Consider the following 13,019-nt stretch of genomic DNA (forward strand, 5'->3'; position numbering starts at 1 on the left):
CTCGCTCTCTCCCGCGGCCTCGCCGAGGCCATGGGCGGCAGCCTGGAGGTCGAGGACACCCCCGGGGGAGGCACCACCATGCTGCTCACCCTGCCCGCCACCGCCGAGTCAGCCGCCCTCGGGGAGGAGCCACCGCATCATGAGTGAACGAAGTGAGCGAACCATCGACAGGTGCGAGGTCCTGATCGTCGACGACGAACCGGCCCTGCTGCGCACCCTGCGGATCAACCTCAGCGCCCGGCAGTACGCCGTCCGCACCGCCGCCAGCGGCGGCGAGGCGCTCGACCGGGCCGCGCACTCCGTCCCGGACGCCGTCCTGCTCGACCTCGGACTGCCCGACGTCGACGGCATGGACGTGCTGCGCGGACTGCGCACCCGCAGCGCGGTGCCGATCATCGTGCTCTCCGGCCGGACCGACGCCGCCGACAAGATCGGCGCCCTGGACGCGGGCGCCGACGACTACCTCACCAAGCCGTTCCTGATGGACGAACTGCTGGCCCGGCTGCGCGCGGTGCTGCGCCGGCCGTTAGGCGGGGTGTCGCCGGCCCGGCCGGTGATCGGCGACCACACCGTCGACCTCGCGGCCACCACGGTGACCGGCCCGGGCGGCCCGGTGCGGCTCACCCCGACCGAGTGGCGCATCCTCAGTCTGCTGCTCGCCAACCCCGGCCGGCTGGTGCCCGGGCGGCAGATCCTGCGCGAGGTGTGGGGCCCGGCCCAGGAGGCACGCGGCAACTACCTGCGGGTGTACCTCGCCGGGCTGCGCCGCAAGTTGGAGCGCGACCCGGCCCGTCCGCGGCATCTGATCACCGAGCCGGGGATCGGGTACCGCTACGTGCCCTAGGAGTCGGACGGGCCACTGCGTCAAGCCGCCGTCAAGAGCGGCTCGGCGGGCGACAGGAGGGCGTCAAGGCCGGTCGGCGGCGGTGTTCCGTGGGCGTAGTGTCAGTGCTGGAACGAGCGGGCCATGCTCCATGTGGGGAAGCCTGGGGCCGCTCAAGCCGCCGCAGCCGACGGCGGCCAGTAGGTGGGGGAGGGGCGCGCGACGCATGTTGCGCGCCCCTTTTAACGTCCCCGGCAGGCTATTTCCCCGACAGGCTACTTCCCTGACGGGCTACTTCCCTGACGGGAGCCTCAGCAGTCCGCGCCGTCGGACTGCCGGGGCAGCGCCAGCGCCACGGTGTCCGCGAACTCCCGTACCGCGCTGGTCCGGCTGACCACCCGGCCGCTGTGCACCACCAGCCGGCTGTGCCCGCCCGTGAGCGCCCCGGCCAGGTTGTCCCCGCGCACCGCCAGCAGCTCCGCCGGGAACCCCGCGTCCACCCGGACCGGCGGCAGCCCGAGCGCCACCCGGGCCTGGTTCGCCACCGCGTCGTACGCTTCCTCCGGCTCCAACTCCCCGTTCGCCGCCAACAGATAGGCCGACTCCAGCGGATCGGCCCGGCCGACCGGATTGGACTGGTCCCGCAACGCGCCGCTGCCCGCCGCCAACGGCACCCGGGCTGCGGCCAACTCCCGTACCAGGCCAGGTCGCAGGCCGCTCGCACGGCCCTCCAATCCGGTGCAGCCGCCGTTCTGCGGCAGGCAGACCACCCGCACCCCGCTGGTCGCCAGCACCGTGGAGCCGCCCCGGGCCAGCGCCCCGCACGGGCCGAGCGTCACCCGGGGGCGGAGCGGCGCCAATGCACCCACCAGTCGCGCCAGTTGGGCCGCGTCCGCGGCGGTGGTGTGCAGGTCCACCGGGCAGTCCGCCTCCCGGGCGGCCTCCAGCAGCAGCTGCACGTACCCGGCCGGGTCCGGGTCCAGCTCCGGGCAGCCGCCGGCCGCCGTGGCGCCCAGCTTGAGCGCCTCGCGCAGCTGCGCCCGCCCGTCCGCGCCGGCCCGGCCGGTGAGCAGCCGGGGCATCGCCACCGCCTGGAGCTCGGCGAGGCCGCGTAGCGCCTGGCGGGCGGTGAGCACCGCCTCCAGCCGGCGCAGCCCGTACACGTCGCCGATCCGGACGTGGGTGCGCTGGGCGGTGGCACCGTAGCCGAGCGAGGTGAGCGCGGCCTCGGTGACCCGGCGGGTGAGGTCGGCGGGGGTGTCCGGCGGAGGGGTGGGCAGGGCGGCGGAGAAGGCGGCGTCGTAGTGGGCGTGCGCCTCGGCGGGGGCCGGGAGCAGCAGGTAGCCCTTGAGGTCGATCCGGGCGCCGGTGGTGACGGTGGGCGTGCCGGGCAGGGCGGGCAGCGGGCCGAGGCTGCCGACGGTGCCGACCGCCTGGATCCGGTCGCCGCTGATCCGGACGTCCACCATTCGTCCGTCGGCCAGTCGGGCGCCGGTGAGCAGGAGGACCGGGCCGTGCCCGAGCGGGTTGGCCGCCGGGCCGGGCCCGGAGTGCGGCCCGTCGGCGGCTGAGCTGTCCATCGCCGGCTCCTTCCCGCGTTGGCCAGTGGGGCTCGTGGGGATCGGCCCCGTGGGGTGAGCCCCAGGAGGGATCGGCCGGTGCCCCGATCAATGAGCGTCGAGCCTATGGCGCGTGGGGGCGGGGCGCCGGGAGGCGGGCAATAGTCGTATCGGGTCGGGGCGCGCGGCTCGCGGGCCGGTCGAACGCCCGGCCTTGGATCGACCGTCCGTGCACCTCGTCGACCTGCGGTCTTCGCCTCGGGATACGGATTTCACCTCTGGGCGCGGAACGTGTAATCTCTTCCTCGTTCGCCCCTATAGCTCAGTCGGTAGAGCGTCTCCATGGTAAGGAGAAGGTCTGCGGTTCGATTCCGCATGGGGGCTCTGGTGAGAAGCAGTCAGCTCAGGCTGTATTGCGGATCACTGTGGCGGTGTAGCTCAGTTGGTAGAGCAAGCGGCTCATAATCGCTGTGTCACCGGTTCAAGTCCGGTCACCGCTACCCCGCGTAGTCGGTCGGGAGATCGCACTCCCGGTCGGCTACTCTTGTTGTGTTCTTATTCGTTGTCCAAGGAAGGCACTCCCGTGGCTGCCACCGACGTCCGCCCGAAGATCACGCTGGCCTGCGTGGAGTGCAAGGAGCGGAACTACATCACCAAGAAGAACCGGCGTAACGACCCGGACCGTCTTGAGATGAAGAAGCACTGCCCCCGCTGCAACTCGCACACCGCGCACCGCGAGACCCGCTGACCCTGTCACAGGGCGCCGGGCCTGTGTGAATTCAGGTCTTCTGCTCCGGGCCGCATCCCTCACGGGGTGCGGCCCGGAGTTTTTTCGTATCCACCCGCGTTCCGAGGAGCTGCCATGGCGCTCGACCCCTCCTACATCGGGCGTAGTTACCCGCCCACCGAGCCGTACGAGGTCGGCCGGGAGAAGATCCGCGAGTTCGCGATCGCGATCGGGGACGCCAACCCGGCGTACACCGACGCGGAGGCGGCGAAGGCCTTCGGCCACCGGGACGTGATCGCCCCGCCGACCTTCCCGTTCGTGATCACCTACCGTGCGGCCGGCCAGGTGGTCGAGGATCCGGACCTGGGCCTGGACTACAGCCGGGTGGTGCACGGCGACCAGAAGTTCGTCTACACCCGCCCGGTGCAGGCCGGTGACCGGCTGACGGTCGCGATCACCATCGACAACATCAAGTCGCTGGCGGGCAACGACGTGCTCACCGTGCGTGGTGAGGTGGCGGACGAGAGCGGCGAGCACGTGGTGACGTCGATCATGACGCTGGTGGCCCGGGCCGCCGACGAGGCGGGGGAGTGAGCGGCATGGCGATCAACTACGACGAGGTCGAGGTCGGCACCGAGCTGCCGCCGCAGTCCTTCCCGGTGACCCGCGCCACTCTGGTGCAGTACGCGGGCGCCTCCGGCGACTTCAACCCGATCCACTGGAACGAGAAGTTCGCGCTGGAGGTCGGCCTGCCGGACGTCATCGCGCACGGCATGTTCACCATGGCCGAGGCGATCCGGGTGGTCACCGACTGGGTCGGCGACCCGGCCGCGGTGGTCGAGTACGGCGTCCGCTTCGTCCGCCCGGTGCCGGTGCCGAACGACGGGGTGGGCGCGGTGGTCGAGGTCTCCGCCAAGGTCGCCAAGAAGCTGGACGACCGCAAGGTGCGGGTCGACCTGCTGGCCACCACCGGCGGGCAGAAGGTGCTCGGGATGTCCAAGGCGGTCGTCCGGCTCGTCTGAGCTGCGGCCCCTGCGCTGATCGGCCGTCGCCGATCGGCCGCCCCGGAGGCCCGTTCGACGGGCTTCCGGGGAAGGCCTTCCCCCGGGAAGCGGCTTCCCGTCGTCCCCGTACGCTGGTGGGCGTGCTGGTAGAAAACGACTCCCCCCTCGCCCCGCTGACCACGCTCCGGCTCGGCGGCCCGGCCCGCCGTCTGGTGACCGCCCACACCGACGACGAGGTGATCGCCGCCGTTCGCGAGGCCGACGCGGCCGGTGAGCCGCTGCTGGTCCTCGGCGGCGGCTCCAACCTGGTGATCGGCGACTCCGGCTTCCCCGGCACGGCGCTGCGGATCGCCACCACCGGCTTCGCTCTGGACGGCACCGTGCTGGAGCTGGCGGCCGGCGAGGTGTGGTCGGAGGCGGTCACCCGGGTGGTGCGCGAGCACGGCCTGGCCGGGATCGAGTTCCTGGCCGGCATCCCCGGCTCGGCGGGTGCGACCCCGGTGCAGAACGTCGGCGCCTACGGCCAGGAGGTCGCCCAGACGATCACCGAGGTGGTCGCGTACGACCGCACCGCCGACGAGGTGGTCACCCTGGCGAACGCCGAGTGCGCGTTCTCCTACCGCCACAGCCGCTTCAAGGGCGAGCCGGACCGCTACGTGGTGCTCCGGGTGCGGTTCGCCCTGGCGGACCACGCGGGCCTCTCCACCCCGGTCAAGTACGCCGAGGTGGCCAAGCACTTCGGCGTCGAGCAGGGCGAGCGGGTGCCGCTGGGGGAGGCGTACGAGGCGGTGCTGAAGCTGCGCTCCGGCAAGGGCATGGTGCTGGACCCGGCGGACCACGACACCTGGTCGGCCGGCTCCTTCTTCACCAACCCGGTGCTCACGGCCGCGCAGTACGAGTCGTTCCGCACCCGCCCGGGCGCCGAGAACGCCCCCGCCTACCCGGCCCCGGAGGGCTGCACCAAGACCTCGGCGGCCTGGCTCATCGACAAGGCGGGCTTCGGCAAGGGCTACGGCAGCGGCCCGGCGACCCTCTCCACCAAGCACACCCTGGCGCTGACCAACCGCGGCTCGGCCACCGCCGAGGACCTGCTGGCGCTGGCCCGGGAGATCCGGGACGGGGTCAGGGAGGTCTTCGGGGTGGAGCTCGTGAACGAGCCGGTGATGGTGGGCGTCAAGCTCTAGGCCCGCTCTAGGCCTGTCCTAGGCCGGGGCGCCGGCGGTCGCACCGGCGGCGGTGTGCCCGTTCACCAGCCAGGCGTCGATGTCCGCCAGCAGCTCCTTGCGGACGGCCTCCGGCGCGCACGAGCCGCGCACCGACTGCCGTGCCAGCTCGGCCAGCTCGGCGTCGCTGAAGCCCAGTACGTCCCGGACCAGGTCGTACTGGGCGGCCAGCCGGCTGCCGAACAGCAGCGGGTCGTCCGCGCCGAGCGCCAGCGGCACCCCGGCGTCGAACAGCCGACGCAGCGGGACGTCCTCGGGGCGCTCGTAGACGCCGAGCGACACGTTGGAGGACGGGCAGACCTCGCAGGTGATCTGGCGGTCGGCGAGCCGGGCCATCAGCCGGGGGTCCTCGGCGGCCCGTACGCCGTGGCCGATCCGGCCGGCGCCCAGGTCGTCCAGGCAGTCCCGGACGGACTCCGGCCCGGCCAGTTCGCCGCCGTGGGGGGCGGCCAGCAGCCCGCCCTTGCGGGCGATCGCGAAGGCGCGGTCGAAGTCCCGGGCCAGGCCGCGGCGCTCGTCGTTGGAGAGGCCGAAGCCGACCACGCCGTGGTCGGTGTACCGGACGGCGAGGCGGGCCAGCGTCCGGGCGTCCATCGGGGACTTCATCCGGTTGGCCGCGACCAGGACCCGGATGCCCACCCCGGTGGCTTCGGCGGCTTGTTCCACCGCGTCCAGGATCAGCTCCAGTGCGGGGATCAGCCCGCCCAGCCGGGGCGCGTAGGAGGTCGGGTCGACCTGGATCTCCAGCCAGCGGGAGCCGTCCCGCCGCTCGTCCTGCGCGGTCTCCAGGACCAGTCGGCGGATGTCCGACTCGTCCCTGAGCACCGAGCGGGCGGTGTCGTAGAGACGCTGGAAGCGGAACCAACCACGTTCGTCGGTGGCCCGCAGTCGGGGCGGCTCGCCGGAGCTGAGCGCCTCCGGCAGCCGGACGCCGTGCTTGTCGGCCAGCTCCAGCAGGGTGGCGGGCCGCATCGAGCCGGTGAAGTGCAGGTGCAGGTGGGCCTTCGGGAGGCCCCTGACGTCTCGCGGGTTCAACAGGCGTTCCATTCGCCGATACTGCCGTATGCGGTCCCCAAACGGGAACCGCCCCCTTCCCATCCCCCGAAGGGGTGAAAGAGGGCGGCGTGTCGGGTGAATCCCGTACGTCGGATTGACGTCCGTACCGGAACCACCTCAGGGCGCGTCTCAGTCGCGGGCCTCGCCGAGCAGCTTCTGGATCCGGCTGATGCCCTCGACCAGGTCGTTGTCACCGAGCGCGTAGGAGAACCGCAGGTAGCCGGGGGTGCCGAAGGCCTCGCCGGGGACGGCGGCGACCTCGACCTCGTCCAGGATCAGGCTCGCCAGCTCGCCGGAGGTCTGCGGGCGCTTGCCGCGGATCTCCTTGCCCAGCAGGCCCTTGACCGACGGGTACGCGTAGAACGCGCCCTCCGGCTCGGGGCAGACGACGCCGTCGATCTCGTTGAGCATCTTCACGATGGTCTTGCGACGGCGGTCGAAGGCGGTGCGCATCTCGTGCACGGCCGAGAGGTCGCCGGCGACGGCCGCGATCGCGGCGCGCTGGGCGACGTTGGAGACGTTCGAGGTGGCGTGCGACTGCAGGTTGGTCGCGGCCTTGATCACGTCCTCGGGGCCGATCACCCAGCCCACCCGCCAGCCGGTCATCGCGTAGGTCTTGGCGACGCCGTTGACCACGATGCACTTGTCGGCCAGCTCGGGCAGCAGGGCCGGCAGCGAGGTGAACTCCGCGTCGCCGTAGACCAGGTGCTCGTAGATCTCGTCCGTGAGCACCCACAGGCCGTGCTCCAGCGCCCAGCGGCCGATCGCCTCGGCCTCGGCCCGGGTGTACACCGCGCCGGTCGGGTTGGACGGCGAGACGAAGAGCACCACCTTGGTGTTCTCGGTGCGGGCGGCCTCCAGCTGCTCGACCGAGACCTTGTAGCCGGTGGTCTCGTCGGACACGACCTCCACCGGGACACCGCCGGCCAGCCGGATCGACTCCGGGTAGGTGGTCCAGTACGGGGCCGGGACGATGACCTCGTCGCCCGGGTCCAGGATCGCGGCGAAGGCCTCGTAGATCGCCTGCTTGCCACCGTTGGTGACCAGCACCTGGGAGGCGTCCACCTCGTAGCCGGAGTCGCGCAGCGTCTTCGCGGCGATCGCGGCCTTCAGCTCGGGCAGGCCACCCGCCGGGGTGTAACGGTGGTTCTTCGGGTCGCGGCAGGCCTCGACGGCCGCCTCGACGATGTAGTCCGGCGTGGGGAAGTCGGGCTCGCCGGCACCGAAGCCGATCACCGGACGGCCGGCCGCCTTGAGGGCCTTGGCCTTGGCGTCCACGGCGAGGGTCGCGGACTCGGCGATCGCGCCGATCCGGGCGGAGACCCGGCGGTCGGCGGGGCGGATGGACTGGTCGGGCTGCGGGGTGGAAGCGCTCATGCCTGCATCGTCGCAGAACCGGGACGGACCGGGCAGCGCGGTTTCAGTATCCGTACGGCTCCGTCCGGATCGCGGCCCCGCCGATCCGCCGGTGACCGCCGCGCCCGGCCGGACATCCACCGGCTCGATCCCGGTCCCGGAAGAAGAGGTTCGACCAAACACCCCTCGACCACGTACACTCGCTGCTCGACGGCCCACCGAAAAAGACCGGAGCTTTCACCGCCTGTACAGACAGCGGGGGGAGATGCGGTAGGTTGGTCGCCACAAGAGCCGCGAGGCTCTGTAGGGCAATAGCTCAATTGGTAGAGCACCGGTCTCCAAAACCGGCGGTTGGGGGTTCGAGTCCCTCTTGCCCTGCTGCTTGAACCGTACTCAGCCCGTTCGCTCCGCAGAGCGAGCGGGCTTGATGCGGAGAGGGCACCGATCAGCACCGCTTAAGCCGACCGCTCGTGCCTGAAACGGGTACGCAGGTGATGTTCGGCCGGACCCGGATTCAGGTGAGGACGAGTGACGGAGACCACGGGCTCCACCGCAACGCCTGAGAGCGGCAACCCCGAGGGGGCCGACGGCGCTGCCGAGACCACGGCCGAGGGCGACAAGACGTCCGGCAAGAAGAAGTCCGGCAAGCGGGCCAAGAAGGGTCTGTTCGCCCGAATCGGGCTGTTCTACCGCCAGATCATCGCCGAGCTGCGCAAGGTCGTCTGGCCCAGCCGGAACGAGCTCACCAACTACACCGCGGTCGTGGTGACCTTCGTCGTGGTCGTGATGGCCTTCGTCGCCGGCCTCGACTACGGCTTCTCCAAGCTGAGCCTCTGGGTCTTCGGCTGATCCGGCCGCCCCACCTTCGAAACCACCTCCCGACCCGGGCCGATTTCCTCGGCCCGGGTCGAGCTGTCGGCGGCGGACGTACGCGCGCGTACCGTGGACTCGGTACTGTTGAAGTCTCCGAGGCCTCTCCTGGCGCCCGCGCGGTCGCGCGCCGGTCCGGTTTCGGAGCGCGCCACCTTCACCATCTCCAGGAAAGAAGCAGCCACCGTGTCTGAGTCCCCCCTGTACGACGCCGACGAGACCGTCCGCGAGGCGGATGTCGCCGCCGAGCTGGACGCGGCCGAGCTGGCTGACGACGCCGAGACCGCCGAGCAGATCGTGGACGCCTCGGACAGCGACGAGGACGAGGTCGAGGCGTACGACGAGGCCGAGGCCGGCGAGCCCGCCGAGGAGGCCGCGCTGCACGTGGAGAGCGACGAGGAGCTCGCCGCCGAGGAGTCCGTCGAGGACGAGGTCGAGGAAGAGGCCGAGGAAGAGGCCGAGGTCGACCCGGTCGCCAAGTTCCGCGAGGACCTGCGCTTCATGCCGGGCGAGTGGTACGTGATCCACACCTACGCCGGCTACGAGAACCGGGTGAAGCAGAACCTGGAGCAGCGCGCGGTCTCGCTGAACGTCGAGGAGTACATCTTCCAGGCCGAGGTGCCGCAGGAGGAGGTCGTCCAGATCAAGAACGGCGACCGCAAGACCATCCGCCAGAACAAGCTCCCCGGCTACGTCCTGGTGCGCATGGACCTCACCCCCGAGTCCTGGGGCGTCGTGCGCAACACCCCGGGTGTCACCGGCTTCGTCGGCAACGCCTACGACCCGTACCCGCTGACCCTGGACGAGGTCGTCAAGATGCTCGCCCCGGACGTCGAGCGCCAGGCGGCCAAGGAGGCCGGCAAGCCCTCGCCGGTCAAGCCGAGCGAGATCCAGGTGCTGGACTTCGAGGTCGGTGACTCGGTCACCGTCACCGACGGCCCGTTCGCGACCCTGCAGGCGACCATCAACGAGATCAACCCCGACTCGAAGAAGGTCAAGGGCCTGGTCGAGATCTTCGGCCGCGAGACCCCGGTCGAGCTCTCCTTCGACCAGATCCAGAAGAACTAGTCATACGGTCTTCGGATCCGGGGCGGGGCCGTGGGCCCCGCCCCGGATCCGTTTTGGTCCAGCGGCGCGGACGCGTTAGCCTGGTCCGATGTGTGTGCTGGCAGCCGGGTGTCGCCCCGGTTCCGCACGCACCAGCAATCACCTCTCGGAAGGACCCGGAGAGACATGCCTCCCAAGAAGAAGAAGATCACGGGGCTTATCAAGCTCCAGATCAACGCCGGCGCGGCCAACCCGGCGCCGCCGGTCGGCCCCGCGCTGGGCCAGCACGGCGTCAACATCATGGAGTTCTGCAAGGCCTACAACGCTGCGACCGAGTCGCAGCGCGGCATGATCGTGCCGGTGGAGATCACGGTCTACGACGACCGTTCCTTCACCTTCATCACGAAGACGCCGCCGGCCGCGCGCCTCATCCTGAAGGCCGCCGGTATCGAGAAGGGCTCCAGCGAGCCGCACAAGACCAAGGTCGCCAAGCTCACCAGCGCCCAGGTCCGCGAGATCGCCACCACCAAGATGCCCGACCTGAACGCCAACGACCTGGACGCCGCGGCGAAGATCATCGCCGGCACCGCCCGGTCGATGGGCATCACCGTCGAGGGCTGATCACCTTCTCGTCCCCTGTGGTAGGGCCTGCGCAGGCCCGAGACACCACAACTCCATTCACCATTCAGGAGCAGCAGTGAAGCGCAGCAAGGCTCTGAAGGCCGCGGACGCCAAGGTCGACCGCGAGCGCCTTTACGCCCCCCTCGAGGCCGTCCGCCTCGCCAAGGCGACCAGCACCACCAAGTTCGACGGCACCGTTGAGGTCGCCATGCGTCTGGGCGTCGACCCGCGCAAGGCCGACCAGATGGTCCGCAGCACCGTGATCCTCCCGCACGGCACCGGTAAGACCGCTCGGGTCCTGGTCTTCGCGACCGGCGAGCGTGCCGAGGCCGCGCGTGCTGCGGGTGCCGACATCGTCGGCTCCGACGAGCTGATCGACGAGGTCGCCAAGGGCCGCCTCGACTTCGACGCCGTCGTCGCCACCCCGGACCTCATGGGCAAGGTCGGCCGCCTGGGCCGCGTGCTCGGTCCCCGTGGTCTGATGCCGAACCCGAAGACCGGCACCGTGACCCCGGACACCGCCAAGGCTGTGAACGAGATCAAGGGCGGCAAGATCGAGTTCCGCGTCGACAAGCACTCGAACCTGCACTTCATCATCGGTAAGGCCTCCTTCACCGACGAGCAGCTGGTCGAGAACTACGCCGCCGCGCTGGACGAGGTGCTCCGCGCCAAGCCGTCCGCCGCCAAGGGCCGCTACATCAAGAAGACCGCGTTCTCGACCACCATGGGCCCCGGCATCCAGGTGGACCCGAACCGCACCCGCAACCTCCTCGTCGAGGAGGACCCGGCCGCGGTCTGAGCCCCAGCGCTCTAGAGCAGTCCGTACGGCGGGCCCGTACCCCCTTCACCGGGGGTGCGGGCCCGCCGTCGTCGTCGCGGGGGCGAAACGGTTGCCGGATCGGAACACGGGCGGATGGGAACGTTTGCCCGAGCCGTCGTACGCTCTGCCGGTCAGATCATGTGGAGAGCCTGTGACCGCAGGAGTGTGCCGTGCCGCCCGCCCTTCGCTCCGCCGCGCTCGCGGCGGCCCTGCTGCTGCTCGGCGCCGTCACCGGCTGCAGCGTCCTGGCCGCCCCCGGTACCCGCGTCCCCGGTGAGCCGGCGCCGGTCCCGCCCAAGCAGGTGGTGCTCACCGCGGCCCAGGCCCTGGACGACACCGGCGGCGCCCGGATCGACGTGGTGCGGGAGAGCGCGTCCGGCAAGCGCACCGCGAGCGGCACGCTGGCCTGGGGCGACCGGGACGAGGCCGCGCTGACCGTCAGCGACGAACTGGGCACCGGGCAGCTGACCCTCCGGGACGGCGCGATCGACCTCGCCTACCAGGGCGGTGCGACCAAGCACGCGGACCGCGCCACCGCCGAGTCGCTCGACCCGAAGGCCGGGACCGACCCGGCCGGCTACGCGGGCGGCTGGACCACCGACCTGGTCACCAACCCGGGCAGCCGGGCGTACGCGATCGCCCAGACCGACCGGCTCGGCTCGCTCGGCGGTGAGCAGCTCGCCGGACTGACCGTCGCGCACTACCAGGGCTCCGCGCCGGTGGCCGACTACTTCGGCGCGGACCGGGAGTTGAGCCCTGAGCGGCTCGCCGTGGTGGTCGACTGGTACCGCCGGCAAGGGGTGACGGAGATCGGCTACGACCTCTGGGTCGGGCCCGGCCAGCGGTTGTTGAGGCTGCGTGAGACGGTCCGGGGGAGTGCCGGAACCACGGTGACCACGACGGATGTCTCAGCCTCCGGATCGGGGGACACGGCAGCTGCCGCAACCGGGTGACGGGAGGTGGATATCCGGTGCGGAACGGATCCGGCGATCCGTTAGAGTCCGCGTGAGAAGAAGCTGAGGATCGGCTCTTCCGAAGAACTTACGGGGGTATCTCCATGCGCGCTGTGCGCCTCGCCTCGACCGTCGCCACCGCCGCCGTCCTGCTGGCCGCCCTCACCGCCTGCGGCAGCAAGGGCGGCAGCGACGCCAAGGGCACCGACGCCAAGGACCCGGGCTCGCTCGCGGCCGCGCTGACCGGCGACCCGAAGGCCGCGCTGGCCGCCTCCGCCCTGGTGATGCAGAAGGCCGGCAACGGCAAGGTCGCCATGACTTCCGCGGACAGCTCCAACGCCGCTGGCGGCGGCACCGCCGACTGGAAGGACCCGGGCAAGGTGGCCGTGGACGTGGCCATCGACATGGAGGGCAAGAAGCTCAAGGTCCGGGTGGTCGGGACGGACGCCTACGTCGGCGGCGACGGCGCCGGCGCCTCGGCCCTGGGCGGCAAGCACTGGGTCAAGGCGCCCGTCTCGGAGGAGATGGGCGGCGCCTTCCTGGTGATGGGCCAGATGATGAACCCGGTCGCCCAGCTCACCGTCGCCGCCCAGAGCGGCAAGCTGAGCAAGGTCGGCCAGGAGACCGTGGACGGCGTCCAGACCACCCACCTGCGGGCGGTCGAGGACACCTCGGTCCTGGTGGCCGGGATGACCACGCTCACGCCGGACCAGCGCCAGTCCGTCCAGAAGAAGCTGGAGGAGGACGGCAAGACCCTCACCATCGACTTCTGGCTGAACGACAAGCAGGAGCTCGTCAAGTACCAGGAGTACGGCGACACGAACGGCGAGTCGCAGGCCGTCACCGTCAAGTACTCCGACCTGGGCAAGGGCGACAAGATCGAGGCGCCCGCCGCCGGCGACCTCGGCTCCGAGGCCGACCTACTCAAGCTGTTCGGCTGAGCCGGTCCCGCACCCGCTC

General features: G+C 71.1%; 14 protein-coding genes and 3 tRNA genes. 14 read left to right on the forward strand and 3 right to left on the reverse strand.

Going from position 1 to position 13,019, the window contains the following annotated elements:
- Nucleotides 1-139: 139 nt before the first annotated feature.
- Complete coding sequence (locus ABZW30_RS04740) at nt 140-844, forward strand: response regulator (protein WP_355669598.1); 705 nt, start codon at nt 140-142, stop codon at nt 842-844.
- 290 nt (nt 845-1,134) lie between these two features.
- On the opposite strand, the gene ABZW30_RS04745 is transcribed toward ABZW30_RS04740, so the two are convergent.
- A complete protein-coding gene (locus ABZW30_RS04745; protein WP_355669599.1) occupies nt 1,135-2,403 on the reverse strand; it encodes a hydrolase in 1,269 nt (422 codons plus the stop codon).
- Between the two features lie 290 nt (nt 2,404-2,693).
- Between ABZW30_RS04745 and ABZW30_RS04750 the strand changes: the two genes are divergently transcribed.
- From ABZW30_RS04750 to ABZW30_RS04775, 6 genes are all read left to right on the forward strand, one after another.
- Nucleotides 2,694-2,766, forward strand: a tRNA-Thr gene (locus ABZW30_RS04750).
- A gap of 43 nt (nt 2,767-2,809) precedes the next feature.
- Nucleotides 2,810-2,882 (forward strand) — tRNA-Met (locus ABZW30_RS04755).
- 83 nt (nt 2,883-2,965) lie between these two features.
- Nucleotides 2,966-3,130: a 50S ribosomal protein L33 gene (gene rpmG, locus ABZW30_RS04760; protein WP_006604855.1), complete on the forward strand. Its 165-nt coding sequence runs from the start codon at nt 2,966-2,968 to the stop codon at nt 3,128-3,130.
- Nucleotides 3,131-3,244: 114 nt separating this feature from the next.
- The gene (locus ABZW30_RS04765; RefSeq protein WP_355669600.1) at nt 3,245-3,703 is read left to right on the forward strand and encodes a MaoC family dehydratase N-terminal domain-containing protein; all 459 of its coding nucleotides are present in this window, start codon (nt 3,245-3,247) and stop codon (nt 3,701-3,703) included.
- 5 nt (nt 3,704-3,708) lie between these two features.
- Nucleotides 3,709-4,131, forward strand: coding sequence for a MaoC family dehydratase (locus tag ABZW30_RS04770; RefSeq protein ID WP_355669601.1), 423 nt, complete (start codon nt 3,709-3,711; stop codon nt 4,129-4,131).
- 122 nt (nt 4,132-4,253) lie between these two features.
- Nucleotides 4,254-5,297, forward strand: a complete 1,044-nt coding sequence (locus ABZW30_RS04775) for a UDP-N-acetylmuramate dehydrogenase (RefSeq protein WP_355669602.1) — start codon at nt 4,254-4,256, stop codon at nt 5,295-5,297.
- Nucleotides 5,298-5,315: 18 nt separating this feature from the next.
- Here ABZW30_RS04775 and ABZW30_RS04780 read toward each other — a convergent pair whose 3' ends face one another.
- Both ABZW30_RS04780 and ABZW30_RS04785 read right to left on the reverse strand, forming a co-directional pair.
- Nucleotides 5,316-6,383 carry an adenosine deaminase gene (locus ABZW30_RS04780; protein ID WP_355669603.1) on the reverse strand — a complete coding sequence of 356 codons (1,068 nt, stop codon included), beginning with the start codon at nt 6,381-6,383 and terminating at the stop codon, nt 5,316-5,318.
- A gap of 138 nt (nt 6,384-6,521) precedes the next feature.
- Nucleotides 6,522-7,769 (reverse strand): pyridoxal phosphate-dependent aminotransferase, encoded by a 1,248-nt coding sequence (locus tag ABZW30_RS04785; protein ID WP_355669604.1) that lies wholly within the window; start codon nt 7,767-7,769, stop codon nt 6,522-6,524.
- Nucleotides 7,770-8,053: 284 nt separating this feature from the next.
- Between ABZW30_RS04785 and ABZW30_RS04790 the strand changes: the two genes are divergently transcribed.
- The 7 genes from ABZW30_RS04790 to ABZW30_RS04820 all read left to right on the forward strand — a co-directional run bounded on the left by ABZW30_RS04790 (nt 8,054) and on the right by ABZW30_RS04820 (nt 13,000).
- Nucleotides 8,054-8,126, forward strand: a tRNA-Trp gene (locus ABZW30_RS04790).
- A gap of 150 nt (nt 8,127-8,276) precedes the next feature.
- Nucleotides 8,277-8,597 (forward strand): preprotein translocase subunit SecE, encoded by a 321-nt coding sequence (secE, locus tag ABZW30_RS04795; protein WP_355669605.1) that lies wholly within the window; start codon nt 8,277-8,279, stop codon nt 8,595-8,597.
- Between the two features lie 207 nt (nt 8,598-8,804).
- On the forward strand, nt 8,805-9,686 hold the full coding sequence (nusG, locus tag ABZW30_RS04800) for a transcription termination/antitermination protein NusG (protein ID WP_355669606.1): 882 nt from the start codon (nt 8,805-8,807) through the stop codon (nt 9,684-9,686).
- Nucleotides 9,687-9,851: 165 nt separating this feature from the next.
- The gene (rplK, locus tag ABZW30_RS04805; RefSeq protein WP_355669607.1) at nt 9,852-10,286 is read left to right on the forward strand and encodes a 50S ribosomal protein L11; all 435 of its coding nucleotides are present in this window, start codon (nt 9,852-9,854) and stop codon (nt 10,284-10,286) included.
- Nucleotides 10,287-10,362: 76 nt separating this feature from the next.
- Nucleotides 10,363-11,085, forward strand: coding sequence for a 50S ribosomal protein L1 (gene rplA / locus ABZW30_RS04810; RefSeq protein WP_355669608.1), 723 nt, complete (start codon nt 10,363-10,365; stop codon nt 11,083-11,085).
- A 191-nt stretch (nt 11,086-11,276) separates the two neighbouring features.
- Nucleotides 11,277-12,059 carry a hypothetical protein gene (locus ABZW30_RS04815; RefSeq protein ID WP_355669609.1) on the forward strand — a complete coding sequence of 261 codons (783 nt, stop codon included), beginning with the start codon at nt 11,277-11,279 and terminating at the stop codon, nt 12,057-12,059.
- Nucleotides 12,060-12,163: 104 nt separating this feature from the next.
- A complete protein-coding gene (locus tag ABZW30_RS04820; RefSeq protein WP_355669610.1) occupies nt 12,164-13,000 on the forward strand; it encodes a hypothetical protein in 837 nt (278 codons plus the stop codon).
- Nucleotides 13,001-13,019 lie beyond the last annotated feature (19 nt).

Source organism: Kitasatospora sp. NPDC004669, from assembly GCF_040609455.1.
Lineage (GTDB): Bacteria > Actinomycetota > Actinomycetes > Streptomycetales > Streptomycetaceae > Kitasatospora.